This window comes from Iodobacter violaceini (assembly GCF_011601265.1).
GTDB classification, from domain to species: Bacteria; Pseudomonadota; Gammaproteobacteria; order Burkholderiales; family Chitinibacteraceae; genus Iodobacter; species Iodobacter violaceini.
In genome coordinates this window covers 1-25,737 of record NZ_JAAOLX010000008.1, presented here as the reverse complement: position 1 = coordinate 25,737, position 25,737 = coordinate 1, and the positions used below count along the sequence as shown (strand labels likewise).

At 50.1% G+C, this 25,737-nt stretch carries 25 protein-coding genes; 10 read left to right on the top strand and 15 right to left on the bottom strand.

Annotation, left to right across the window (positions count from 1 at the left end; all coding sequences use genetic code 11):
• The first annotated feature begins 184 nt into the window (after window positions 1-184).
• The gene (locus tag HA050_RS15410; RefSeq protein WP_166827994.1) at window positions 185-955 is read left to right on the top strand and encodes a substrate-binding periplasmic protein; all 771 of its coding nucleotides are present in this window, start codon (window positions 185-187) and stop codon (window positions 953-955) included.
• Between the two features lie 119 nt (window positions 956-1,074).
• Here the strand turns inward: HA050_RS15410 and HA050_RS15405 are convergent, their stop codons facing one another.
• Window positions 1,075-3,012 (bottom strand): UvrD-helicase domain-containing protein, encoded by a 1,938-nt coding sequence (locus HA050_RS15405; RefSeq protein ID WP_166827992.1) that lies wholly within the window; start codon window positions 3,010-3,012, stop codon window positions 1,075-1,077.
• A gap of 103 nt (window positions 3,013-3,115) precedes the next feature.
• On the opposite strand from HA050_RS15405, the gene HA050_RS15400 reads away from it, so the two are divergent.
• Window positions 3,116-4,081 (top strand): porin family protein, encoded by a 966-nt coding sequence (locus HA050_RS15400; RefSeq protein ID WP_166827990.1) that lies wholly within the window; start codon window positions 3,116-3,118, stop codon window positions 4,079-4,081.
• 30 nt (window positions 4,082-4,111) lie between these two features.
• Here the strand turns inward: HA050_RS15400 and HA050_RS15395 are convergent, their stop codons facing one another.
• The 4 genes from HA050_RS15395 to HA050_RS15380 all read right to left on the bottom strand — a co-directional run bounded on the left by HA050_RS15395 (window position 4,112) and on the right by HA050_RS15380 (window position 9,437).
• A complete protein-coding gene (locus tag HA050_RS15395) occupies window positions 4,112-4,738 on the bottom strand; it encodes a peptidoglycan DD-metalloendopeptidase family protein (RefSeq protein WP_240929093.1) in 627 nt (208 codons plus the stop codon).
• Window positions 4,739-4,974: 236 nt separating this feature from the next.
• Window positions 4,975-6,579 carry a methyl-accepting chemotaxis protein gene (locus HA050_RS15390; RefSeq protein ID WP_166827985.1) on the bottom strand — a complete coding sequence of 535 codons (1,605 nt, stop codon included), beginning with the start codon at window positions 6,577-6,579 and terminating at the stop codon, window positions 4,975-4,977.
• Window positions 6,580-6,828: 249 nt separating this feature from the next.
• Complete coding sequence (locus tag HA050_RS15385) at window positions 6,829-7,395, bottom strand: thymidine kinase (protein ID WP_166827982.1); 567 nt, start codon at window positions 7,393-7,395, stop codon at window positions 6,829-6,831.
• Between the two features lie 113 nt (window positions 7,396-7,508).
• Window positions 7,509-9,437: a RecQ family ATP-dependent DNA helicase gene (locus HA050_RS15380; RefSeq protein WP_166827980.1), complete on the bottom strand. Its 1,929-nt coding sequence runs from the start codon at window positions 9,435-9,437 to the stop codon at window positions 7,509-7,511.
• A gap of 292 nt (window positions 9,438-9,729) precedes the next feature.
• Between HA050_RS15380 and HA050_RS15375 the strand changes: the two genes are divergently transcribed.
• Complete coding sequence (locus HA050_RS15375) at window positions 9,730-10,137, top strand: hypothetical protein (protein WP_166827977.1); 408 nt, start codon at window positions 9,730-9,732, stop codon at window positions 10,135-10,137.
• Between the two features lie 71 nt (window positions 10,138-10,208).
• On the opposite strand, the gene yidC is transcribed toward HA050_RS15375, so the two are convergent.
• The 4 genes from yidC to pnuC form a co-directional block, all read right to left on the bottom strand.
• Window positions 10,209-10,865: a membrane protein insertase YidC gene (gene yidC, locus HA050_RS15370; RefSeq protein WP_166827975.1), complete on the bottom strand. Its 657-nt coding sequence runs from the start codon at window positions 10,863-10,865 to the stop codon at window positions 10,209-10,211.
• Window positions 10,866-10,896: 31 nt separating this feature from the next.
• Window positions 10,897-11,529, bottom strand: coding sequence for a LysE family translocator (locus tag HA050_RS15365; protein ID WP_166827972.1), 633 nt, complete (start codon window positions 11,527-11,529; stop codon window positions 10,897-10,899).
• Between the two features lie 107 nt (window positions 11,530-11,636).
• Window positions 11,637-12,146: an AAA family ATPase gene (locus HA050_RS15360; RefSeq protein WP_166827970.1), complete on the bottom strand. Its 510-nt coding sequence runs from the start codon at window positions 12,144-12,146 to the stop codon at window positions 11,637-11,639.
• A complete protein-coding gene (pnuC, locus tag HA050_RS15355) occupies window positions 12,143-12,712 on the bottom strand; it encodes a nicotinamide riboside transporter PnuC (protein ID WP_166827967.1) in 570 nt (189 codons plus the stop codon). Before pnuC ends, HA050_RS15360 begins: the two co-directional genes overlap by 4 nt.
• Window positions 12,713-12,779: 67 nt before the next feature.
• Here pnuC and HA050_RS15350 point away from each other — a divergent pair, with 67 nt between their 5' ends.
• Window positions 12,780-15,140 carry a serine/threonine protein kinase gene (locus HA050_RS15350; protein WP_166827965.1) on the top strand — a complete coding sequence of 787 codons (2,361 nt, stop codon included), beginning with the start codon at window positions 12,780-12,782 and terminating at the stop codon, window positions 15,138-15,140.
• Between the two features lie 43 nt (window positions 15,141-15,183).
• Window positions 15,184-15,642: a hypothetical protein gene (locus tag HA050_RS15345; protein WP_166827962.1), complete on the top strand. Its 459-nt coding sequence runs from the start codon at window positions 15,184-15,186 to the stop codon at window positions 15,640-15,642.
• 107 nt (window positions 15,643-15,749) lie between these two features.
• Here the strand turns inward: HA050_RS15345 and HA050_RS15340 are convergent, their stop codons facing one another.
• Both HA050_RS15340 and HA050_RS15335 read right to left on the bottom strand, forming a co-directional pair.
• Complete coding sequence (locus HA050_RS15340; protein ID WP_166827960.1) at window positions 15,750-16,139, bottom strand: hypothetical protein; 390 nt, start codon at window positions 16,137-16,139, stop codon at window positions 15,750-15,752.
• A gap of 77 nt (window positions 16,140-16,216) precedes the next feature.
• Window positions 16,217-16,630 carry a nuclear transport factor 2 family protein gene (locus HA050_RS15335; protein WP_166827958.1) on the bottom strand — a complete coding sequence of 138 codons (414 nt, stop codon included), beginning with the start codon at window positions 16,628-16,630 and terminating at the stop codon, window positions 16,217-16,219.
• Window positions 16,631-16,810: 180 nt separating this feature from the next.
• On the opposite strand from HA050_RS15335, the gene HA050_RS15330 reads away from it, so the two are divergent.
• Window positions 16,811-17,974 carry an iron-containing alcohol dehydrogenase gene (locus HA050_RS15330; protein ID WP_240929092.1) on the top strand — a complete coding sequence of 388 codons (1,164 nt, stop codon included), beginning with the start codon at window positions 16,811-16,813 and terminating at the stop codon, window positions 17,972-17,974.
• Between the two features lie 193 nt (window positions 17,975-18,167).
• On the opposite strand, the gene HA050_RS15325 is transcribed toward HA050_RS15330, so the two are convergent.
• The 4 genes from HA050_RS15325 to HA050_RS15310 form a co-directional block, all read right to left on the bottom strand.
• Window positions 18,168-18,797 (bottom strand): hypothetical protein, encoded by a 630-nt coding sequence (locus HA050_RS15325; RefSeq protein ID WP_166827953.1) that lies wholly within the window; start codon window positions 18,795-18,797, stop codon window positions 18,168-18,170.
• Window positions 18,794-18,979 carry a hypothetical protein gene (locus tag HA050_RS15320; RefSeq protein WP_099399540.1) on the bottom strand — a complete coding sequence of 62 codons (186 nt, stop codon included), beginning with the start codon at window positions 18,977-18,979 and terminating at the stop codon, window positions 18,794-18,796. Before HA050_RS15320 ends, HA050_RS15325 begins: the two co-directional genes overlap by 4 nt.
• Before the next feature lie 214 nt (window positions 18,980-19,193).
• The gene (locus HA050_RS15315; RefSeq protein WP_166827950.1) at window positions 19,194-20,336 is read right to left on the bottom strand and encodes a glycerophosphodiester phosphodiesterase; all 1,143 of its coding nucleotides are present in this window, start codon (window positions 20,334-20,336) and stop codon (window positions 19,194-19,196) included.
• Window positions 20,337-20,577: 241 nt separating this feature from the next.
• Entirely contained in the window at window positions 20,578-21,714 is a 1,137-nt protein-coding gene (locus HA050_RS15310) for a glycerophosphodiester phosphodiesterase (protein WP_166827948.1), read from the bottom strand.
• Window positions 21,715-22,051: 337 nt separating this feature from the next.
• On the opposite strand from HA050_RS15310, the gene frdA reads away from it, so the two are divergent.
• From frdA to frdD, 4 genes are read left to right on the top strand one after another with little or no spacing between them, the layout of a single operon-like run.
• Window positions 22,052-23,830, top strand: coding sequence for a fumarate reductase (quinol) flavoprotein subunit (gene frdA / locus HA050_RS15305; RefSeq protein WP_166827945.1), 1,779 nt, complete (start codon window positions 22,052-22,054; stop codon window positions 23,828-23,830).
• Window positions 23,827-24,579: a succinate dehydrogenase/fumarate reductase iron-sulfur subunit gene (locus tag HA050_RS15300; protein ID WP_166827943.1), complete on the top strand. Its 753-nt coding sequence runs from the start codon at window positions 23,827-23,829 to the stop codon at window positions 24,577-24,579. Before frdA ends, HA050_RS15300 begins: the two co-directional genes overlap by 4 nt.
• Window positions 24,576-24,980 (top strand): fumarate reductase subunit C, encoded by a 405-nt coding sequence (locus HA050_RS15295; protein ID WP_166827941.1) that lies wholly within the window; start codon window positions 24,576-24,578, stop codon window positions 24,978-24,980. Before HA050_RS15300 ends, HA050_RS15295 begins: the two co-directional genes overlap by 4 nt.
• A complete protein-coding gene (gene frdD, locus HA050_RS15290) occupies window positions 24,980-25,345 on the top strand; it encodes a fumarate reductase subunit FrdD (protein ID WP_166827938.1) in 366 nt (121 codons plus the stop codon). The genes HA050_RS15295 and frdD overlap by 1 nt, the downstream gene beginning before the upstream one ends.
• Window positions 25,346-25,737 lie beyond the last annotated feature (392 nt).

The window sequence follows — 25,737 nt, the reverse complement described above, 5'->3', positions numbered from 1 at the left end:
GGTGGATAATTATTATAAGGTGAAATATGTGTGTCAGTATTTTTTTGTAAAAAATACCCTGTGGTCTGATACAAGCGGCATATGGCACTGAAAACCGCTTTGAGGCGGGCAAGAGTAAGCTTAGTTCGATGTTCTCCGGCTGGCTCACCTATGATGACTGATCACTGCTGCTAAGGGGATGGAAATGAAGCCGCTGATCACACTGATGATGTTATGGATGCTGCCCCCGGTTTGCTATGCCGAGCCCTCTGAAGTGAATATGGTTTTATGCCACGAAGAAGAAGACTCTTACCCTTGGGTATTAAAAAACCGGCGTGGGCTTGATCTGATGTTATTAGACAAGGTGGGCGTGAAATTAAATATAAAATTTAAAATGTTGCCCTTGCCCTGGGTGCGTTGCCTGCATGAATTAAAAAACAATCATGTGGATGGTGCATTTAAGCTGAGTTTCAGCACGGATCGTCTGGCGCTGGGCCAGTATCCCATGCTGGAAGATAAGCCTGATATTGCACTAAGGCTGCATTCAGACAGCTACAGCCTTTATAAAATTAAAGGCAGTGCAATGAAATGGAATGGTGAAAAAATCAGTCATTTAAATGGAGGCGTTATTGGCGCTCAAACCGGATTCACGATTATTAGCCAATTAAAAGAGTTGGGTGTGGCTGTAGATGATCAGTCACGCAGTGCAGAAGTGAATTTTAAGAAATTAATAGCCGGCCGGTTTGCCGCCGTCGCTTTGCATACGAATGAAGGAGATATGGAGCTGAGTTTAAATGCAGATTTTTCAAAACAGATTGAAAGAGTTTTGCCGCCTTTAATTGAAAAAAATTATTATCTGGTGTTGTCTCATCATTTTTATCAAAACAACACCAGTTTGTCGCAGCAGATATGGCTCACGCTGGCTAAAGTGCGGGAATCTTCTGAATTTAAAAGAATGGTTTCGCAATTTCGCTAAGCAATGAATTGAATGCCAGATGCCATTGGGGCCGGTTAAAAACCGGCGCAGAATTCAGCGGCTTTGCCTGAAGCGATTTACCTGATCTGTATGCAAATTAAATACATTGCCGTTTATAGTCAGACCTGATTGTCACTTTGCGCCTTCGCCTGTTTAATCCCTGTTTCTGCCAGCCATGGGCTTTGTGCAAGGCTTTGCTGATTGGCCAGCAGCGTTAAATATTCGCGCGCACGGGTGATGGCTACATAAAAATGCCTGCGCTCATTGGCCGAATCTGCACTCTCTCTCAGTACCCAATCCCCCAGCTGAGGCAAGATCACATGAGCCCATTCGCGGCCCTTGGCTTGCTGCACGCTGCTGACCACCACGCGCTGCTTATTAAATTGCTGATAGCGCTGGCGGCGCTTCAGCCCGTCTTTGCTGTAGGCGTCCGTGCCTGCCTTGCCCAGTTCGGCGATCAGTGTTTTGAATAGTTGCAGGCGTGCTTTGGCCGAGCGGGCGGTAGGGGCGGTAAGGGCGACGAGAGGCTTTAAGTTAAGCTGCTCTGTGAGCTCTTCAAGTCGCCGGGCTAAAGGCACTTTTTCTTCTTTGATTCTGACAAAGGCCAGATGCTCCATCGGCGCGGGGATCAGTCCTTTTAAAATAGCGTAGGCATCGGGCAGCCAGTCCAGGCGGTAAAGGGGTTTGTTTTCATGATCGGTACTGATCAGCTCTTTTTGAAAGTTGCTGATTTGCTCTTCGCTGATTTCCCATGCCGGCGATTGGATCAGTGCTAAAAACGCATCGACATCGCTGCTGTCATGCACGATGGGTGTGTTGCTGGCCAGGTAGCAGATGGCCTGGCAAAGCAGGGCGGCCTGACGCAAAAAGTAGGGTCGGCTGCCTTCCATACGGTAGGCGATGCCCGCATTAAACAGCGCGTCTTCGATAGGCTTGGAGGCGTCGGCTTCACGCACGAGGATGGCGCATTCGCTGAGGCTGCGACCGGTGGCCTGCCAGTCTTCCAGAAGTGCGCTGGTGTCGGCTTCCTGCTCAACTTTGCGCAGCTTGGGACGCGTGTAATGGCTGGCTTTGGAGCGCACTTCAATCGGGCTGCCCAGCGGCTTAATCAGACGGCTGGCGATCTGATCAAGGGGGCGGCCAAAGCGAAATGAGCGGGATAAACCAAAGGGTGTGGATTGCGCTTCCCATGCTTTAAATGCCGAAAATGTGGTCAGGCCGCGCCATTCGTAAATATCCTGCGCATCATCCCCCACCACCAGCATGCGTACGCCAGCTGCTTGCATATGGCGCAAAATTTGTTCGTGTACTGGCTTAGTATCGTGAAATTCGTCCACCAGTACCCAGCGAATGCCAAGCTGCTTCAGATCTTTGGCAATCATTTCCGGCTCCCGCAATAAATCAAATGCGGCATCACCGGGGGCCAGAAATTCTAAGCGTTCACGGGCATTTTCAAAGCGTTTAAACAGGCGGTAACGCTGACGGCTAAGGCCGAGGCGCATCAGCGCATCGTCCACATCTAATTCATCTTCTTCCTCGTCCAGCTCACCCCACAGTGTGAAAGGGGGGGTATTAAATGACAGACTTACTTTTGCATCGTCGATAAACTGATGCAGCATGGCCAAAGACTGGCTGTCGCGGGGAATGCGCACTTCGTCCTCGGGCAGACTATCGTTCAGGATGTCGATGGCTTCGTTCATGGCCTGGTCAATTAAATTGGCCAGCACGTCGGGCCGCTGCCGTCTTGGCCTGAGCCTGGATCGGCCGGAATGCTGAGCAAACACCCGCAGGGCATAGCCATCAAAGGTGTAAGATTGCGGCGGTGGCAATTCTGGAAAATGGCTGCGGCAGCGTTTGATAAAGGTATCCCGCCCGCTATTGGAAAAGGTAAGCACCAGCGGGCTATGGCCCTGGCTGTGCAGTTTTTTATAAGCGGCAACCAGTGTGGTGGTTTTACCTGTGCCTGCACGGGCGCAAATGAGTCCGCAGGGGGGGTGAGGGTGTTCCAGCCAATTAAAAATGGCCTGATGTTCACTGTCCCATTCCAACTCGTGCATGATGTTCTTCTGTAAGTGCTGCGTAAAATACGCGGGATTTTAAAATTGTATTTGCCAGGCGCAAGTGTTTTTACACTGCCCTGCATGATAAATCAGGATGGATATGCGTAATTGGATTAAATGCAGTCTTGCTTCTGTGGCGTTCTGTGCGCCATGGGCTCAGGCAGACAACTTGTCGGTTCTTGCCGGTGGGATGAAGAGTACTCAAAGTGACGAGACATCTTACGCATGGACGTTGTCTTATATGCATGATCTGAATGAAGACCTGGCCGTGAGTTTTTCCTGGCTGAATGAAGGCCATGTGGATGATCATCATCGTGACGGGCATACCTTTCAATTGTGGGGGAAAACCAAACCACATCCCAATGTAACGCTGGCTGCAGGTTTAGGTCCCTATCGTTATTTTGATACCACGCGGCGAACGTCTGAAAGCCGTGGGTATTTAAACGAGCATGGCTGGGGGGGGATTTTTAGCTTACAGGCAACCTGGCAGGGTGAAAGTAACTGGCAGTATCAGCTGCGCTTGAATCATATTGAAACACCACACAGCATAGATACCAATTCAATTATGCTGGGTATGGGGTATCAGCTTTCACCTATGGCTTTTGATGATATCAGTTGGCCTGGCGCCAGGGGCAGGCAGGAGGTGGTGCTTTATCTGGGGCAGACCATTGTAAACAGCTTTGGTTCAGAGCTGGCTGATGCGGCTGCTTTGGAATATCGCTATGCTTTTGCCCCCGGAGTAAAGGCTTCGGCTGAGTTTATCCAGGAAGGTGAAACGAATCGTTTGCGCCGCAGTGGTATTGCTTTGCAGGCTTGGTATGAGCCCAGCTTTTTTGACGATAAATTCAGTGTAGGTCTGGGGGTAGGGCCTTATTTTTCCCTGGGTAAACGCTACCGGAATAATCGCCCTGATGAAGAGAAAAAAGCAGTTTCGGGTCTGATTACGCTCGCAACAAGCTACCGGTTTAGTGATCACTGGCGCGCCCGTGTGGCGTGGAACCGCACGGTGACTTCATATGACAAAGATACCGATGTGATTTTACTGGGGCTGGGTTATTCGTTTTAAGTAAACAGCAGCTGCAAGGTTGCTGTCTGACTAGGGCAGATAAGGTGTGGGGTTGATTGCTGTGCCCTTAAAGCGCAGTTCAAAATGCAGCATCACCTTATCGCTGTCGCTATTACCCATTTGGGCGACATTTTGTCCCTGCTTAACGCTCTCGCCATCTTTAACCATAATTTGCTGGTTATGGGCGTAAACGGTCAGGTAGTCTTGATTGTGCTTAATAATTAATAGCTTGCCATAGCCGCGCGCCTGCGAGGCATAAATGACTTTTCCACTGGCGGCCGCGTAAATTGCTGATCCGGCGGTTCCGCCAATATTTATCCCCTTATTTGTTTTGCCATTAAAGCCTTGCAAAACGGGGCCTTTATTGGGCCAGGCCAGCTCTATGGCAGGTGCCTTTGCGGGGGCTGGTGCTGCAGGCGGGGGCGCAGGTTTGGGTTTGGCCGGGGTGCTGGTCTGGGGAGCGGGGCTGCCCGGGCCCACTTTAAGAATTTGTCCGGTTTGAATCGTGTTATCGCTCAGCTGGTTTAAGCGCTGAAGCTCACTGACGCTGCGTCCGGTGCTCCTGGCGATGCTATAGAGCGTATCCCCGGATTTAACCTGGTATAAGCCATCGCCAAGCGGGGCTGTGCCGCAGGCACTGACGAGCAGAAGGAGCAACAGAGCGCGGCAGGAAGAAAAGGATGGGCAGATAAGCATGCATCTATTTTAACATCCTGTGTAAGGACTGCTGAGGGTATTAATTGGAATACACAAAAGGCTGCTTAATGCTTAATTGTTCAGCTGGCCAGCCGGGCATCCGGCGCTTGCTGCGGATGCCCGATTTAAAATCAGTATTTCTCAGACTGTTTATACATTCATGGCCATCGTAGCCATGTTGTCAGCCTGACCTGGCTCTAGCTTAAACGATAGCGGCTGACTTCTTTTTGCATGGTGTCTGCAAGCGTGCGTAATTCTTTTGCTGATGCAGCTTCGTGCAGTGCTGCGGCATGGGCTTCTTCTGCCATGCATGCAGTGCGCTCAACCTGCAAGGCCATGGCGTGGCTGGCCGCGCTTTGCTCATTGATGGCAAGCGAGATATCGCTGACTTGCTCTACGACCGAGTGTGCTGCACTGCGAATTTCACGCATGGCATTGCCCGCTTCGCTCACGAGTGAGACGCCCTGATCAACCCGGCCAACGACATCCAGCATGCGCTCCGCTGCACGATTTGCACCCTGATGGATGCGGTCTGCCGAATCCACAATCAGCCGGGTAGATCGGGTTGTGCGCTCCGCCAGCTTGCGTACTTCATCGGCCACCACGGCAAAGCCACGGCCTTCTTCACCCGCGCGGGCCGCTTCAATGGCCGCGTTCAGGGCCAGTAAGCTGGTTTGATCGGCAATTTCCTTAATGATCTGCACCATGTTCTGGATTTCTTTATTGCTTTCCTGCAGTTCACCAAGCTCCCGTGACGCCTCATCCACCTGGGCGGCGATGCCATAAATTTGTTCAACGGTATTGTCGATGATGGTAATGCCCATCTCGGCCTGAGCGTGAGCTGTCTGGCTGACGTTATGCGTGACATGGCTGCGCCCGGCAATCAGGCTGATGCTGCTGCTGACCTCTTCAACGGTGGAGGCCATAGATGATGCCGTTTCACTGGCCGTTTCTGCATTAACAGACTGCTGTACTGCCATTTGCGCAAGCATAGTTGCGGCCTGATTGACATCCTTGCTGTTTTTTTGAATTTGCTGGAAAGATCCCTGGATATGAATGAATACCTGATTAATGGTTTTGACCATTCCGCCAATTTCATCATGGCTGTTTTGCGGAATACGCAAGGAAAGATTTAAATGGCTGGCAATGTTTTGCATGGTATTAACGGTATCTTGCAGTGGCCTGCGGATTTGCAAATAAATATAACTGCCAAAACCCAGTAATAAAATGCAACTGATAATCACAATGCTCAAAAAAATGATTTTGGCTCTTTGCTGCTGAGCGTTAAAAGATTCACGCGCTTGCGCGATGGCCATAGCATTTTCATCGGCTAGTTTTTTTAATTCAGCGTTCACTTGCATGCCCGCGCTTGCGCCATATTGCTGCACATAGGCCTGGGCTTCTTCTTCCTTATTTTCTTTTGAAAGCTTCAGTACTTCAGTCAAAATCGGGAAATAGGCATTTAGTGCGGTGCTGAGTGCCGTGGTATTGTTCGCCCAGTGATTCGATTTTAATTTTTGAACGGATTCATCTATTTCCTGTGTTAATTTCTGAATACGGGGTTCACGTTTCTTTTTACTTTCGGTATCTTGAGCCATTACGTGCTGATAAAGCTGAACCCGCCGCTCTTTAAATGAAAGGCTGATTTGATTCAGTGTGTTAATAGCAGGAATATTCTGCCCGGTGATGGTTTGTATGGATACATTGGCATCATTTAATTGTTGCCAGGCGATACTGGCAATGAGTAATGAGGCGCTGAGGGCCAGCGCAATAAGAATAATAAGTCTTTTAGAAATCGTCATACCGGTCTTTTATGTTTTATGCCAAACGAGGGGGCGGATCATAGCCCTAAGTACATAAAAATGGCATATAAATAACAATGATTATTGTTATCGGTATGATTTGTATAGGTATTTTAACTTACGCGCAATCTAAAAAGACAGCACCTCTGTAATGAGGTGCCATGGGGATTTTTCTTGATTTTTGCGCCTCACTTTCTCAGGCATTTTGTTTCCTGAAAGAGTAAAGCACGCAAGATGGATATTAAATCGTTAAACTGTTTTTGCAGTGTAATAACATTTAGCGCACATGGCTAAATATCTTGAATTGCCCCCAATCACAATTTGTTCGCCCGATATTTCACGGAAGCCTTGTGCATTAATTCGCGCGTTCATGGTGGCTTTTTTGCCGCAAAGGCAGATGGTTTTCATTTCTTCCAAATCATCGGCCAGAGCCAGTAAAAAGGCTGAACCAGGGAAGGGCATGCCTAAGAAATCTGCGCGCAGGCCGTAGCAAATCACAGGCAGGTTATGCTGATGCGCCAGAACGTGTAATTGCCTGACTTGATCGGGGCTTAAGAATTGTGCTTCATCAATTAAAATACAGGCGACTTTTCTATTTTCGAATAGTTGGCTGAAGTTGGTTTCGGCACTGAATATTTCTGCCTGGCGCGTGACCCCAAGGCGGGACGCCACCGTGCCAACGCTGTGCCGGTCATCAATTGCGGCGGTGAAGAGCGCAATATTCATATCGCGCTCTTCATAATTATGGGCAACTTGCAGCATGGCCGTTGATTTACCCGCATTCATTGCGGAGTAGCGAAAATAGAGTTTGGCCATGGGCGGGGTCTCGGCAAAAAGGCCGCATTCTACGCCGTAAAAAGCGTGCTTGCGAGCAGGCTTTGCGATGTTTTAGCCGCAGGCCTGCACAGCTTACGGCTGCTTAAATACAATCAAACAGCAGCAAACGCCGCCCTGACTTCGGCAAAAGGATAATCTGCCAGCTTGCCAAAGTAAGCCATCTTGCTGGCACGGTATTTGGTCAGAATGGGCAGCGTTATACCGCAGAGAAAGCAGCTTAAGATATGCGCGCTCAGTGGTTTGCCCGCTTTATTTTGCAGATCAGCACACATGGCTTCCAGATCTAAATCATTAACTGGTACCAGTGCTGGCGGCGCCGGGAGAGTGGCAGGTTTGCCATGGCATACGCTGCAATGGCCACAGGTAGCTGGCGCGTTTTCGTCGCCAAAATAGACTGCAAGCGAGTGGCTAAGGCATTCTGTGCTTTCAAAAAGAGACAGCATCTGTGTTAGCCGGCCAATCTCTTTTTGTTCCTTGTCACTAAACTGGCGATAAAGCTGTGCAGATAAGCGCTCAGTATCAATGGCGGCGAGCACCTGATAAACATCAGTCATTTGCTTGGTTTCAAGGCGCAGATAGCCGCTTTCATCAAGGTATTCCAGTGCGGTAACGGCACGCTGGCGCTGATCAGGAAACTCTGCAAGGAAAGAGTCAAAATCAAAGCTGTACCATGTGCGTGCCAACCTTGAGTGCCTGAGCAAAGAGGCAATAAATTCGCGGCGCTCTTCTTTAAAACTGCCCAGTAAATCGGCTTCACTCATTTGCAGTACAAAGCGGTATTCACTGTAATAGCTGTAAAGCGGCTGAATGATGCCCAGCATATTTAAATAGACCAGCAGGGTTTTTAAAGGCAGCTGGCGAATATTGCTTTGCGAAGATAAATCGTAAAGCGTCATTTCCCATTGGCTGCTGTCTGTGTTTTCAGCGATATTTTGTAAAACTCTGGCAATGGATGCCTGCTCTGGTGTATCGCCATATACAAAGTTTTGCAGCAGATTTAATCCATCCTGGCTGCCCAGCAGGGTGCAAAGTGATTTTTCGCCATCCCGCCCGGCGCGGCCAATTTCCTGGCTGTAGTTTTCTACTGATTTAGGCAGGTCGTAATGTATTACCTGGCGGATATCGCTTTTATCAATGCCCATGCCAAAGGCAATGGTGGCCACAATCACTTGTGACCCGCCCCGCATAAAGTCATCCTGAATTTGCTGGCGAACCACATTATCCAGCCCGGCATGATAGGCCGTGGCTTTATATCCTTTATTTTGCAGCATGGCGGCCACAACTTCGGCCGTGTTTTGCTGCGTTACATACACCACACAGGGGGCGTTGGGCGTTTTGCCCAGCACATGGATCAGCGTGGCGTCTTTATGAGCGCTTTCGGTGGGGCGGATATGCAGGTGTAAATTGGCGCGATAAAAGCCAGTAACAGTGACGTGCTGGTCGCTGATGGCAAATTTGGCGGCCATGTCTTTAATCACCGCCGGTGTGGCTGTGGCCGTGAGCAACAATGCCTGCGGGATTTTTAATTCGCGCTTGTAATCGGGTAGTTTTAAGTAATCCGGGCGAAAGTTATGGCCCCATTCGGAAATACAGTGTGCCTCGTCGATCACCATCAGTGATACAGGGATTTGGGCGATGAAACGCCGGAACCGCTCATTTTTTAAACGCTCAACGGACACCATTAAAATCTTTAGTTTGCCTTCCTGCGCATCTTTCATGACTTGCTGTGTTTCTTCGCGGCTTTGGCTGGAATCAATAGCAGCCGATACGATGCCCTTGCCTTGCAAAAATGCCAGCTGATCGCGGATCAGGGCCAAGAGGGGGGAGATCACCAGGGTAAGATGGGGCATCTGTAAGGCTGCAAGCTGGTAACACAACGATTTCCCCGATCCGGTAGGAAAAATCGCCATTGCCGAATGTCCGTCTGTCAGTGCTTCAACGACTTCACGTTGACCATTGCGAAACTGGCTAAAACCGAAATAATCTTGAAGTTGTTCAGAAAGCGGTACGGCGTTGGGCATAAGACTTTGATTCCAGAGTGCAAGATAACAAGTTGAAACATTTCAGTGTGGCGGGGCCGAATATTAACAGAGGTGTAAGATTTTTGCCGAGTTATCGATGGGCATCGTGGCTTTTGTGTTGGCTGGTTCAGGATAAATACAAAGGCTGCTTATTAAGCCTTCAGGTTTTAGCCTGGCGGTATGCTGCAACTTTGTTGAACCTGCATCGGATTAAAGCCGGTCATATTTTACTGTTACTTTTATTAAGCAGGTGTATGCTTAAGCTATTGATTTGTATTGAATGGGCGCAGCAATGACTACCATTTCCTCATCGGTCACAACAAATTATTCTTCATCGGTTCAGCCGGTTTCTCAGGGCAGCGTCGCTGCTGAGCCGCTCAGAGTGCAGCCGCAGGAAACACGCGACAAGATCAAGCCCGTTGCTGAGCAGGTGTATATCTCTAAACAGGCACAGCAGCTTTATGACACTTATACACGCAGTACAAATAATGCAAACGAGCGCTACAGCACGGATTCATCGGCCGATCAGTCTGGTGGTGCAAATGCCGGGCAAGTGGCGGATGCTTTGAAAACGGTACAAAACCGGCAAACTGCACGTGCTTTGTTTGAATATAAACAGCAGCAGTCAATAGAATCAGCGCCGAAACCAGAGCCGCAGGAGCCTGCAAAGCCAAGTACATCCATTCAGGCCATTGCCTGATACTTAATTGCCTTACAAAAAACCAGCGTAAGCTGGTTTTTTTATGCACAAAACAAACAGGCGTGAATAGATTAAACAGGCAAGGCGCGTTGCTCTGCCCGCCTGATCATGCCTTTTAGCAATAATGCCTGCACAATGGTCGCCATATTCGAGCTGGCCCAGTAAACGCCAATAGCTGCAGGCAGGGTACTGAGCGCGATGATGGAAACAATCACCGGAATCATCATAACGAGCATGCTGCTGGTATCACTGGCTGCGCCGGGCATAAGGATCAGGCCGAAAAACATCAGTACACCCACTAAAATATTTAACACAAAATCAGGCTTGGCTAAGCTGGCGAGCCATAGAAACTTTGATGTAAAGCCCGTGCCGCTTAAAGCATGGAAAAACCCCATGCCAAATGCACTGCGCGAGGCCATATTGCCGAGCATTGCCTTAGTAAAAAATGAAATGCCATGTTCACGATATAGCGCCATGGTTTGCTTTATGAGCTCGCCTGGATTGCTCTTATGCTGCTCACTTAGCCTGGCCTGCATGGGTTTGAGCTTAGCCATAGCCAGCTTGTTTTTATGCATTTGATGCGCCGAGGCGAGCGACAGCGGCATCAGGGCGGCACGCACGCAGAACGTCATCAGCATAATGGAGAGTGCTTCAGAAATGCCCAGGGGGGATGTCAGCATGCTGATATTTTCTGCAAGTAAATTCGTCCAGAGGGCCCAAAGGTCCATTCCTATCTCCATTATGTTTAAGTGGCTGGTTTTAATTGCGGCTGAATAAGGCGAGTCTGATTCCGAAAGTAATAAAAATCGCCCCGATGGCTCGGTCTGTCCAACAAGCAAAAGTATGGCTGATTCGAATGCGCTGGCTGATTTTGGCCGATGTGATGGCTAAAAAGTGACACCACAACATGCCATTGGCATTGAATATGCAGCCAAGTAAGATAAATGCAAGAGCTTTGGAAGGGGAATGATCAGAAATAAATTGCGGCACAAAGGCCAGGAAAAATATGGCTACTTTGGGGTTGAGTAAATTACAGAAAAAACCTTGTAGGAAAACCGCCCGGTAAGCCAGTGCTTCTACTGGCTGACTGATCACTGGCGTAGCTGACCTGTTTAATAAAAGTTTGCCACCCATATAGATTAAATAGGCAGCACCGATGTATTTCACAATTGTAAATGCCATCGCTGATGTGGCTAATAGCGCAGACAAGCCCAGCGCTGCAGCAAAAATATGCACCAAAGTGCCGCTGCCTATTCCCAGTGCCGCGGCCGAGCCAGATCGCCAGCCCTGCGCTGCGCTGCGTGAAACAATCAATAGAGAATCCGGCCCCGGAGCCATATTCAGTAAAAGGCCGGAAACAATAAACAGGCCCAGGTCGTGAATGCCAAACATCTGCGCGCCTTAATTAAAAAAATTAAGGCGCGCATATTAGCATTTTGCTTGCAGCTGGTGGCCGTGTTGTAAGGGCTGGTGCTTGTCAGGGGGGGATTATTGGGTATCTAATCCGTTTTTTTAAGTACTCTGATCGCTTCCAGCGCCATCTCCAGCCGCACTGCTCTTGTACCCGCCACCACCACATAATTTGCGCCGCTGGCTTTTAAATCTGCTTCGTAAAGATCAAACAGATCATCTCTGTCGTTGGGGTTTTCGCGCAGGGGGTCTGGCTCCCATGGAATATCCGGGCGGGTGAGCAGGTGGAGTGCGTAGTCATGCGGACGATAGAGCGCGGTGAGTGCGTCAGGGCAGTGGCCATAGCGCACCTCTGCCCATATTTTACACACCAGTGCCGTAGTATCGCAGACCAATAGCGGGGCATCACTGGGGGCTTCGGCGGCAAGCTGGCCCCGGGCAATGGCGATGATGTCGCTGAGCTGATAATCATTGCTGCCTTTTTGGGCAAAGTACTCGCGCACGTATTCGGCCACCCACGGCGCACTGAGCGCCGTGGACAGATCTTGTGCGAGTGTGGATTTGCCGCTGGATTCCGGGCCGACAATGGCGATTCTCATATGCTGGCTGCCGCTTGCCTGATTTCTTTGCGCCAGCTTATCCAGCCAGAGACAGCCAGAGCGGTCAGAATTACATAAAGCACGGCGGTGAGGTGCAGTCCTTTATAGGCGTAAACACCCGATGCAATCAGATCAAGAGCTATCCAATACGGCCAGTTTTCGATTTTCTTGCGCGCCTGCATCCACTGGGCAATCAGGCCAAACACAAAGATACCCGAATCAAGCAGGGGCAAGTCGGTAGGTAAGAACTGCACTTGAAAACGGGCCACCAAAAGCGTGAGCAGCAAGCCGCCACCATTGATCAGCAGCCATTCGCGGCGGCTCAGTTTGCTGATGGGCAGGGAGTGATCCGCTGCGCTGCGTTTCCACATCCACCAGCCATAAATTGCCAGTGCGGCATATATAAATTGCAGCAGGCTTTCGCCAAAAAGCCTGGCATCAAAAAATAGCCATACATACAGTAAGCTGGCGATCAGCTGCAGGGGCCAGGTCAGCACATGGCTGCGTGTTGCCAGCCAGATTCCAAGCAAAGAGGCGATAAAACCAATGATTTCTAGCGTAGACACAGACAATAGGCTCCAGATTTAAGCGCGCTAAGGCTATATTGCTAAGAAGAAAAAGGAAAGCGTCGTTATGAAAGAATTTGGAGGGGGCCGGTTTAAAGTCGTTAAAGAGCTGGGGCAAGGTGCGCAGGGCTTGGTGTTTCTTGCGAATGATACGCAGTTGGACAGACTGGTTGCGATTAAAGTGTTGCACAGCCATTCTGCTAAAAGTATTGATGAAGCTAAAATAGTCAGCCGCTTGCAGCACCCCAATATTGTTGCGCTTTACGATACCCTGATTAGTAATGGTCATCCCTGTCTGGTGTTTGAGTATGTTAATGGCCGGACACTGGCTCAGCTTCTGGCTGAAGAGGGGGCTATGCAGCCTGTGCGGGCTGTGGAAATTATCTGTGGTGTGCTGGAAGGCCTGGCCTATGCCCATGCCGAAGGGCTGATTCACCGTGATATCAAGCCGCACAATGTAATGCTCGACGAGCTGAACCGCCCAAGACTGATGGATTTTGGGATTGCCGCCAGGCGTGGTAATAAAGAGCCGGGCGAGATGATTGGTACTGCGGGCTATATGGCGCCGGAGATGATGCAGAATTTGCCGGTGGATGCCGAAGCCGATGTGTTTGCGGTGGGGATGACGCTGTACCAGATGCTGACGGGCAGACCGGCCGCCGAAGGGGAATCGGTTTATACCATTTTGCACCGCGTGGCCAACGAGCCGTTTGTGCCGCCATCCAGCCTGAAAGACAGCGTGGATGAAAAGCTGGATCACCTGGTGATGGTGGCCCTGTTTAAAAATCCGCAAGAGCGCTATCACGATGCTAGGGAGATGCTGCTGGCGCTGCGTGAATGGCAGGGCGGGCAAAATCAGCAGGAAGGCGGCGAGGGCAGTGGCAACAGCACGCTGGATTTTCTGCTCAGGCGTATGCGCCACACCGCTGATTTCCCTGCCTTATCGCAAGCCGTAACGGCCATCAATAAAATTAACGAGGGCGATGCAGAGCGCTTACAGGTTTTATCTGAAGTGATTTTGCAGGACTTTTCGCTGACCAATAAATTGCTCAGGATTGTGAACTCTGCCAGCTTTGGGCATTTTGGCGGCACCATCAGCACTATTTCCAGGGCGATTGTAATTCTGGGCTTTGATGCCATTCGTAATTTAGCGATTACGCTGCTGCTGTTTGAGCATATGCACAATAAGGCACAGGCCATTACGCTGAAGGATGCGGTGCTGAGCGCTTTTTTTGGCGGCGTGTTATCGCGGGAGCTGGGTAAAAAAAGCGGCGCGCGCGATGTGGAAGAAGCCCTTATTTGCGGCATGTTTACGGCGCTGGGTAAGCTGCTGACGGTTTATTATTTTCACGAAGAAAATATTGAAATTAATAAACGTGTGCAGGCAGGTGGCAATGAAGAAAACGCTTCGGTGCAGGTGCTGGGTTTAAGTTTCAGAGAGCTGGGCATGGGCGTGGCACAAAGCTGGAATTTTCCTGAACGTATGCTGGTCAGTATGCGTCATCTGCCGGACGGGCCGGTAAAGCCACCGCAAAATCAAACCGACCGGCTGCGCTTATTTGCCAATGTTGGCGCGGCACTTGTGCCTTTAATTCATTTACCCCCTTCTGCCGCAGAGCGCGGCCTGCAAGAAGTTGAAAAAAGGATCAGGCCCGCCTATGCCTGGAGTGCGCGTGAACTGGGCGATTTACTGAAGGATTCGGCATCGGCTTATCTTGGGTATTTAGGAATACTGGGGGTAGATACACAGCAAAGTGATTTCGCCAATCAGCTGCGCGTATTAACGGGTGTGCTGACTAATAAAATGAATGCGCCGCAGCAGGCAGATACTTTAGAAAGAGCGCAATTACATACCGGCCAGTTTGATTCAAATGCAGAAACGCTGATGCCGGATGAATCCATACGGCCCGCGGCGGAATCTTTATCGGCGGGGGTGCAGGATATTACAAATACGCTGGTAACGAGTTTTAAATTAAATGATTTACTCAGAATGATTTTAGAAACCATGTATCGGAGTATGGGTTTTGAGCATGTTTTGATTGCGACGCGTGATCCTAAAAAAAATCAGATTGTGGGGCGCTTTGGTTTTGGTACGGATATCAATGAAATTATTCCGCGTTTTCAGATTGATTTAGATAAGGCAGTGGATGTTTTTCAGGTGGCGCTGGAAAGAAACGCAGATATTTTTATTGAAGATATCAATGTGGATTCAATCAAAACCCGCATTCCGGGCTGGTATCGCAGTGCGCTGACATCGCAAACCTTTATTATTTTTCCTCTCGTGCTGGAGAAACGCACAATTGGCCTGCTCTATGCCGACAAAACCAAGGCGGGAAACTTAAAAATAGCGGGTAAGGAGTTAAACCTGCTCAAAACGCTCAGAAACCAGGCCTTGCTTGCGATCAGGCAAAAGCAGATGGGCTTATAACAGGTAATATCAAATTTTGATTAGAATTTTTTTATGGAATGAAATGTATAAATATCTATTGTTTATAAGTATTGTTTTTATATCCGGGTGTTGCAGCTATCAAACAACGGTTAACGAAACACGCTGGGTATCTGAGCGTGCAAGTGAGCCTTTAGCAAGAGCAGAGCAGCGATGCCAGAGCGAGTCACTGCAGCTTGCTGTGCAAGAAGAGAAAAAACATTCTTTAAAAACACAGGAACAACTTTGTGCCGAGATAAACAGCAAGGAACAAATGACTTTTGTTTCCCGCTCAGGAAAGGTCCTGGATAATCAAAGCCCTCAATTAATTGCATTTCGATCAAGGCTTTATGAAAATTGTCTGGGCGAAGAGCGGGAGCAATTAAATCAACGTTCAAAAAAATATGCTGAAGGGCTCTTTTTTGATCGGTGCATGACTGAGCGTGGTTTTTCTCAAGAGACTTTTCAAGTTCAGCGTTGTCATGGCGGGCTGAATTTTATGTGATTAAGAAGTCTTTACAGGCTTCGTTTATATTTTTTGAATGGTTTTTATCAATCTGTAAGCGTGATATGTTCCAAGGGGAACACGCTTTGTGTTCCCTTTGATGTTGTTTAAGCAATCAACTTACCCGTAAACCGGTCCCGGTTTTTCCAATAAGCGCACTCAGGGCATTTTTCGCCAGCGGGGTAGTCGCTGCCTTCTTCGTGCGGACAACCTAAGATGCGCTCGGGTGAGATTACAGAGAACGCATCGTGACGGGCGATGAAGGCCAGGACTTCTGCGATAACGGCTCCATTTTTGCGAATATCACCTTCCTCATCCAGCCAGCGTTCCAGCGCAGTTACTTTGCCGCCTTCTTCCTGAAGAATGCCCACAGAAACTTTGCTGGCCCGCTGATTGTCAGGCCCATAAAAAGTAACTGTTGCGATGGGATAGCCTTGAAAGCCGCGTTTGGCTTTTTTCCTTAGCTTGTCCTGATACCAGGTCGCTTTGAGTGACATGTTCAAGCCTTATTTTTACTAAGCCGGGCAGTTTACGTAGCTTAGGGTGGTTTGAATATGCATGCCACTCAGCGATCTCAGGCCGTAAGCACTTCGCCTCTTGAGCTGACCGGGCGGATTTCGGTGGCCTGAGACCAGACCACCTGCCAGATGTGATCCCGCAGCTCATAAAAATCGGTATGCCAGTATTGGGCGGGTGGAACCTTATAGCCGCCAAAAACCACAGAAAGATTTGAGCGGTAGCGGATGATGGCCGCGGTGCCTGCTACGCGCACGTCGATTGAATCGGGTTCCCAGTTCAGATATTTGATCTGCCCTGCTGCAATTGCGCCTAAGTACTGGGCTTTACTCAGTGTGTCGCCAATCGGCGTGATTAGTTGAAAATCCGGTGCGTGCAAGGCGCTGGCCGCTTCGATATTGCCCTGAACCAGCGCAGATAGTCGGGCATGCTCTGTTTTACGGATATGGTCGGCAACGGTATGTGTCGTCATGGCTGGGGCTCGTGAGTTGGAGACGATAGCTTAGATCTGTAAATGTTGCGTGCTGATGTCATTGTAATAAAGAAGAGGGCGCTGTAAACCCATGGCCTGTGCCGGGCTTGCGGCATTCCTGCTTATCTGCTCCCCAACCTCTGGAGTGGGTGTAAGCTTTGCACTTGGCTTGGGAGAATAATGATGCAAAATTTTAGTTTCTACGCGCCCACACGTATTCATTTTGGGCAGGGGCAGGTGTCGCAGCTGGCCGTGGAGATTCCTGCAGGCAGCCGGGTACTGCTGGTTTATGGCGGCGGAAGCATTAAGAAGAACGGCGTTTATCAGCAGGTGACCGCGGCTTTGCACCAGCACGAAATGATTGAATTTTCAGGTGTTGAAGCTAACCCGGAGTACGAAACGCTGATGCCGGCGGTTGCTCAGGCCAAAGCAGCTGAAGTGGATTGGGTACTGGCCGTGGGCGGTGGCTCGGTGATTGACGGGGCAAAGTTTATTGCGGCTGCAGCATTGCTGGATAAGGAGATTGATCCCTGGCTGATTGTGGGTAATCGCACGCCAATCAAGCGAGCCTTGCCAATTGCTGTGGTGCTGACCTTACCCGCAACAGGGGCAGAGAGTAACTTTGCATCGGTAATTTCCCGCCGTGCTACGCAAGATAAAATGTCGTTTAAAAACGCCATGGTATTCCCGCGTTGTGCCGTGCTTGATCCGGTGCTGACGCAAAGCTTGCCACCGCGCCAGATCAGCAATGGCGTGGTCGATGCCTTTATCCATACCACCGAGCAATACCTGACTTACCCGGCCGAAGCGCGCCTGCAAGATCGATTGGCTGAGGGGATTTTATCGACCTTGATCGAAGTAGGGCCAACGACGCTGGCAAATCCTGAAGATATCGACGCACGGGCAAATTATATGTGGTGCGCAAATCAGGCGTTGTTTGGCCTGGCAGGCGTTGGGCAGCCGCAGGATTGGGTTAGCCATGCCATCGGCCACGAGCTGACTACACTCTACAATATGGATCATGCCCAGACGCTGGCAGTGGTGCTGCCGGGCTTACTGCGTTATTGCTTTGACGATAAATTACTCAAGCTTGCCCAGTACGGCCGCCGCGTGTGGGGATTTACAGGTAGTGACAGCGAAGTGGCCAATGCCGCAATTAATGCCACGGTCGATTTTTTTGAACGTATGGGTTTACCCACTCACCTGGCTGCATACGGGCTGAATGCGGATGAAGTGGCGCGGGCCATTGGTGATTTGCTGCCTAAGCACAAGGCTTTTCCGCTTGGGGAGCGTGGCAAGCTGACTTTGGACGATTGCATGGCGATTGTGCGGGCGGCGGGCTAGGGCGTGGAGCTTTGTGGCTGTATAGCATTAAACCTTAAACTGCGGTGAATATTGAGGCGGCTAAGGCAGTAAAACAGATATTGATTGCCTTAGTCGCCTCGTTTTATGCTGTAATTTATAAAAATAAACAGGCTGTTTTTTAAAAAATATTTAATTCGTTTTTTTTAAACGGGCCGCTTTTGTTAATGCGGGCTTACTTGGGCGCTGATTCAGAGGGTGCCACTAGTGGCATTGATGCATGCCCGGCCTCGGGTTGCGGATTGCTTACCGCGCTGACCCCGGTGCCTTTTTCAAACAGAGCCGTAAAGCCTGCAAGCCCCTGATAGCCCATGATGATTATGCCGATCAGTAAAATCGTCCCAAAGTTAACGGCCAAATTGCCGCCTACATCGCCCATCCATCCCCAGAAACCCTTTTTGCCATTTAATTCTGAAGCGACGGCATCCAGTTTGGTTTCGATGATCTGCTTTGCGTTGCTGACTTCTCTGCTGGTATCTGATGCCGCTCTTTTGATTTCCTCAACCGTGACTGATTGGCGGAGCAGGGTTTCAGCCTGCTGTAGTTTGGTGGCTAAAGCAATTTCAAGAAACTGATCTGCAAGTGCTTCGGCTCTGTCGGTAAAACCCTGCAATGTTTCAGGAAGAAGCGTGTAGGTATGAAAGCTTCGCAGCTCATCTTCGCTGGGGGGCCGGTTTAAGTCGGTGTTGATTGTTTCAATAAACGCAATTTTTTGTTGTTTGTAGAGCACATAAGCTAAGGCCCCAACAACATCATCGGGGCCTTGTACGAGTTCTTTGTATACACCGCTGTATTGTCCGCTCACTTTGCTCCCTCAGTCCGCAGGCGTGCTTGCCGGAACGCGGAGTTAATTTCGCTGCGCGAGAACGAAGTCTCACGGATGATTTTACGGCTGGTGGCAGACAGGCCCTCAGCCCCCGCTTTCCTATCAGGGGCCATCATTCTTGCATTTACTTGCCGAACGTCTGCACGACTAAAAAATTTCATTGTGATTTCCTCCCCGGCAACCAAGCATTAAATCATGAATAAATTTATTAAACCATAGCTCAGATTGTACTCTGTTGCAGAGGGGCTTTAGCGTGATAAAAAGCGAATGCCTGCTCTTGCTGTGCTTTAAAAGCATGGAAGCGCCTTGATCGATTTGTTTTACGGCAGAGGCTGGCCCTTAAACCACGATCAAGGCTTTGAAAAATGTCCTGATTTACTTAGCTAAAAAGAGTTTTCTGGCGGCAAGGGCTGTATCGCTAAAGTCTGAAAATACGCCGTCTACGCCAAGGGCAAAGTAAGCTTCGTATTCCGCTTCCGGATTGCCTTTGAAATCTGATGCTAATAATTTAGCTTCATTGCGGAAAGTAAACGGGTGCACAAACAACCCCGCTTTGTGCGCATCCTGTACCACACTGGATGGGGGCAGCAGGCTGGCATCGCGCTGATCAATTTCTTTATCGCCGTTTACATCTATTTTATTGCCTGCTGTATCGGTTTTAAATTTCCAGCTCATCAGATAAGGCTTCCACGGGCCGATACCATCTGCAAATTGCTTGATTTCTTTGAGGCCTGCCGGGGTCAGCATATCGGCAAAGCTGCGTGGATCACCGTTCACTACAAAATCGTAAGGCTTGCCCGAATCAATGCTGCCGTCAGCGCGCACCTCGTTGCCATCAACTAAAAACACCAGCTTAACCGGAGTAAGCTTACGCAGGGCTTTTAGATTGCTGGTTTCAAAAGACTGAATAAAAACCGGGGCATCTTTGTGATTCAGATTGTATTTTTTAAGCGCTGTAATCAGTTTTTCTTCCAGCGGCAGGCCCAGCTGCTGATGTAGTGTGGGGTGTTTGGTCTCCGGGTAAATGCCAATTTCACGACCCGTTTCTTTTGATTTTGCGGCGCGTAAGGCCAGCACCTCATCAAAAGTCACAATTTCAAACTGGCCGTTATAGGCGGCAGAACGATCCGCACGCGGCTGAATCGCTCTCAGTGTTTTGATTTCGGCCAGCGTAAAGTCAAATACAAACCAGCCTTCCTCTTCTGCGCCGTCAATTTTAAATTTACGTTTTCGCGCAGCAAATTCGGGGTGCGATGCAATATCGCTGGTGTCTTTAATATTAGGTTCGTGACGAACGATCAGCACCCCATCTTTAGTTGAGACCAAATCGGGCTCAATATAATCAGCGCCCATTTCAATGGCTTTGCTGTATCCGGCCAGAGTGTGGTCTGGCAAGTACCCGGCTGCGCCACGATGCCCGAGCACGAGGGGGGCTTTACCCGTTAATGTTGGTGCAGCGAAGGCTTGCCCGGCCCCGCTTGCTGCGATCATGATGGCTACAACAGACCATTTCTTCATTGCTTATCCCTATTAAAAAACAATAAATCAACAAAAAACAACGCAAAGCAACAGTGTTGTGTTTTTTGTGAAAGGAGGCTATTGCTTAAATCCACAATGAGGGAGGTCTGTACCTGCGGGGAAATGTCAGGTTTAAGCTTTGTTTTTATAAGCGGACAGCGTTTTGAGTAAGGGCTTTAGCCTTGAAGAATTTCTGGCAAAACTATTCAGGCTAAAGCGGTGCAGCACAGGCGGGCGTTGTTTAGTGCGTTAAAAAGTGTTTTCTGGCGGCAACAGCCGTATCGCTGAAATCAGAAAACACGCCATCCACGCCAAGCGCAAAATAGGCAAGGTATTCTGCTTCAGGCCTGCCTTTGTAATCAGACGCTAAAAGGCCTGCTTCATTTCGGAAAGTAAAAGGGTGAACCAGCAGCCCGGCTTTATGCGCCTCATGCACCAGATTTGAGGGCGGCAAGAGCACCGCATCGCGCTGATCAGTTTCTTTATCACCATTTAAATCAATGATTTTGCCATCGGCTCCGGTTTTGTATTTCCAGCCGATTAAATAAGCTTTCCACGGACCAATGCCATCTGCAAACTGCCTGATTTCATGCAGCCCTGCTGGCGTCATCATATCGGCGTAGCTGCGCGGGTCGCCGCTGATTACATAATCATAAGGCCGGTTTGCAGCAATGCTGCCGTCCGGGCGCACATCGTGGCCATCAACTAAAAACACCAGCTTTACCGGGGTCAGTTTGCGTAATATTTTAAGGCTGTGCGTCTCAAAGGATTGAATAAAAACAGGCGCATCCTTATGGTTTAAGCCGTGCTTAGCCAGCGCAGCAACAAGCTTCTCTTCCAGGGGTAAGCCCAGCTGCTGGTGCAGGGTGGAATGCTTGGTTTCCGGATAGATGCCAATTTCACGCCCTGTTTCTTTAGATTTTTCCTCACGCAAGGTGAGTAACTCATCAAAGGTTACAATCTGAAATTGCCCGTTATACGCCTGAGGCCGGTCAGCGCGGGGCTGAATGGCCCTCAGTGTTTTAATTTCTGCCAGCGTCAAATCAAAAGTAAACCAGCCTTCTTTTTCGATGCCGTCAATTTTAAATTTTCGCTTTCGTGCTGCAAATTCGGGGCGGGAGGCAATATCGCTGCTGTCTTTAAGCGTGGTTTCGTGCCGCACAATCAATACGCCATCTTTAGTTGAGACTAAATCTGGCTCAATATAATCCGCGCCCATTTCAATGGCCTTGCGATAGCTTGCCAGCGTATGGTCAGGCAAATAGCCGGAAGCACCACGATGCCCAATCACCAAAGGCGCTTTTCCCGTAAGGGTGGGGGCTGCGTTTGCCAAGGTGGTCGCTGCGAGCAGGGTGGCGAGTATGAAATACTTTTTCATTAAATATCCAATCTTTAAAAGCGCAGAAGTAAGCTTGCTGTAGTTTTTGTAAAAGAATTTTAAGGCTTCAAGCGGGGCTGAGGGTAGGGCAATTTTACTGCACCAGTCATATTGTGCGCTGTGATGCCTGTATTTGTGGTGGACTTACTGGCCAGATAGCGGGCTTTGTATCGCATCAATGGCCGGCTGCATCCCCGGATTATCCCAGCTTGCTTTCGCATTTATGACAATTGCGACTTCGCGCTCTGATGACCAGGATCAAGCAAGCTTTAAGCAAATGGCCCTACATTGATTGCTTCTGATTTGACTCGCCAAGCATGGCGTAAGCGAACAAAGTATGCGGGTATTTAAAGCGGATGTGGTGATTGTGGGGGCTGGAGGAGCGGGTTTGCGGGCGGCCATTGCCGCGGCTGAGGCCGATCCGGCTCAAACCGTGGTGCTGTTGTCTAAGGTTTATCCAATGCGCAGCCACACAGTGGCTGCAGAGGGCGGATCGGCTGGGGTGGTGCAGGCGCATGACAGCCTGGAGCACCATTTTAATGACACGGTGTCTGGCGGTGACTGGCTGTGCGAGCAGGATGTAGTTGACTATTTTGTGGGCGAATGCACGCGTGAAATGGTGCAGCTGGAGCATTGGGGCTGCCCGTGGAGCCGTAAGGAAGACGGCCATATCAATGTGCGCCCCTTTGGCGGCATGAAAATCGAGCGTACATGGTTTGCTGCGGATAAAACCGGCTTTCATATGCTGCACACGCTATTCCAAACCTCAATGAAATACCCTTCAATTAAGCGCTTTGATGAGTATTTTTTGGTTGATCTGATTGTGGCCGATGGCTGCGTGCAGGGTATCCTGGCGATTGAAATTGCCAGCGGCGAATTTATCCTGATCGAGGCAGGCGCGGTGGTGATGGCTACCGGCGGTGCCGGGCGGGTGTTCCGCGAAAATACCAATGGCGGGATTGTCACTGGTGACGGCATGGCGGTGGCTTACCGTCACGGCGTGCCGCTGCGCGATATGGAATTCGTGCAATACCACCCCACCTGTATGCCCGGCACGGGCCTGCTGTTTACTGAGGCCTGCCGTGGTGAAGGCGGCTTACTGGTCAATAAAGATGGCTATCGCTATCTGCAAGATTATGGCCTGGGGCCTGCCGAAGATAAGCCACGCAATAAGGCGATGGAGCTTGGTCCGCGAGACAGGCTCTCGCAAGCGTTTTGGCATGAAATGCAAAAGAACCGCACCATTGAAGGCCGCTACGGCGCAGTAGTGCATTTAGATTTACGCCACCTCGGCGCAAAAACACTGCACGAGCGGCTACCGCAAATTTGCGAGCTGGCCCGCGAATTTATGGACATCGACCCGGTAACCCAGCCGATTCCTGTACGCCCTGCGGTGCATTACACCATGGGCGGCATTCCTGTTGATATCCACTGTGCGGCATCTTTGCCTGGGCTGTTTGCCGCGGGCGAATGCTCCAGCGTGGGGATTCATGGTGCAAATCGTCTGGGTTCAAATTCCCTTGCTGAGTTGTCGGTGTTTGGCAAAGTGGCGGGCGAATCAGCCACGCGCTATGCCAAAAATGCAGGGCCAAAAAACAGCGATGCACTATTGAAATTAGCCGAAGCTGCGGCCTTGCCCGCACTGCAAATCCGTCAGCAGGCGGGCAGCGAGCGTGCGGCCGATATTCGCAGAGAAATGGCGCAAACCATGGAAGACGGTTGCGGTATTTATCGCCTGGAAGCCAGCATGCAAGCCACTTGCCACAAATTAGCCGGGCTGAAACAGCGCTATAAAAATATCCGTGTTGAAGATAAATCCACCGTTTGGAATAGCGAATGGCTGCTGGCCATCGAGCTGGGCTATCAGTTGGATGTGGCCGAAGCCATGGCGCACTCAGCACTGCACCGGCGTGAATCGCGTGGCGCGCATCAGCGCCTCGATGGCTTTGAAGAGCGAGACGATGTGAATTTCCTTAAGCATTCCCTGGCGCATTATCAGGGCAACGCAGCACCAACACTTACTTACGGTGATGTAAAAATCACCCGCTCAGCACCCAAAGTGCGTGCCTATGGCGCGGCAGGGGACGCCGCCGAAAAGTTGGAGAAAAACGCATGAATACCAAGGTAAACGTATCCATCCTTCGCTACCGCCCGGAGCAAGACGAGCATCCGGTCTGGCAGGACTATGCGGTCCCTTATGCTGACGATTTATCCCTGTTGGCTGCACTGAACTATATCAAGGGCGAGCTGGATGGCACATTAAGCTTTCGCTGGTCTTGCAGGCAAGCCATTTGCGGCAGCTGCGGCATGATGGTGGATGGTAAGCCCGCCTTGGCGTGTAAAACCTTTCTGAGGGATTACCCAAAGGGCGTAAAAATCGAAGCGCTGGCGCATTTCCCGATCGAGCGAGATTTGGTGGTGGTGATGGACAGCTTTATTGAAAAGCTGGAAAGCGTGAAGCCCTACCTTATCCCAAAAGAAGCCAAGTCTTTGCAGGAAGGCGAATACTTACAAACGCCTGCCGAAATGGATGTGTACTCGCAATTTGCAGGCTGTATTAACTGCATGCTGTGCTACGCCGCCTGCCCGCAGGTGGGGCTGAACCCCGACTTTATCGGCCCCGGCGCAATTGCACTTTTACAGCGCTATAACCTTGACTCCAGAGATGGCGGGGCGGATGAACGCAAGGCTTTGATTAACTCGCAAGTCGGCGTATTTAACTGCACCGCCGTGGGTTATTGCTCCGAAGTTTGCCCCAAAATGGTCGATCCGGCCAATGCGGTGAATATCAATAAGATGGCGAGCGCGCGCGACTTTTTCTTTCGCTTTTTACCCTCGCCCGATCAAAAAGAGGGCTGCAAATGAATGCCAGAAAACCCTATATCCGCCCCATGGCCGGCTGGTGGCAGCGCAACCCTTTTTTTATTGAGTATATGGTGCACGAAGGCACGGCTTTGTTTGTGCTGGCTTACGCTCTGGAGCTGCTCGCCGGGCTGATTTGCCTTACACAAGGCGAGGCGGCATGGAATAGCTACCGGGCCTTTGTGGCCAGCGGGCCGATGCTGAGCATCAATCTGCTCATCTTTGCCGCGATGCTTTACCACGGCTACACATGGTTCAAAATCATGCCACGTACCTTGCCTCCGATGAAAATCGGCGGGCAAAAAGTCGCCGCAGCCACCATCACAGCGGCAGGTATTGCTGCTGCTGTGGGGGCGAGTGCGCTGGTGTTTGCAGTGTTGTGGTTTATGCAAAGGGGATTGTGATGAAAGCCAATTTAAAACGCTCTAATGAGCCGATCTTTTGGCTGCTTTTTGGTGCAGGCGGCATGTTAGCTGCGCTGATTGGCGCCATGCTGGTCTTGATCACCAGCTTTGCCGCTCCTTTGGGCCTGCTGCCTGGCGGGCTGTTTTCTTACGCCAATATGCAGGACTTTGCCCGGCACCTTGTGGGCAAGGCTTTGATTCTGGCGGTTATCGTGCTGTTTTTATGGCATGCGGTGCATCGTATTTTTCATAGCCTGCATGATGTCGGCATTCACGCAGGCCCCGTGGCGCGGCTGCTTTGCTACGGTATTGCCTTTGTCGGCTCGGCAGTTACGCTTTGGGCGATATTGGCTATCGGTTTTTGATGGCAGGGTGGTGTTGCAGATGTGCTCTTTTGTGGCGGGAAATGCGGCCTTCTTCTGATGGTTTTTTGGGTGAATAATGCCATCTGTGAGCAAGATTACCTGTAAAAGTTGTTTTTGTTTGGCGCTAAATCTGGTGCCTTTTTTATCAATAGGGTGAGCTATTTATTTTTAGGGTAAGGCATAAATAATACATGTGCATGTAGGGGTAAAGTTTCGTGTAATATTGTGAACTTCGCGTAAGCCCTTGATTCATTATGAACCTAAATGATTTGCTCGCCTCCTTCGCCGCTGCTTTCTCACAAAACCAGCGGCTTATTTCTCTGCAACTTGGCGATGGCGCAGCATGGGGTGAGCAGCTTTTACCTCAGCGGGTGGATGGCAGCGAAGGGATT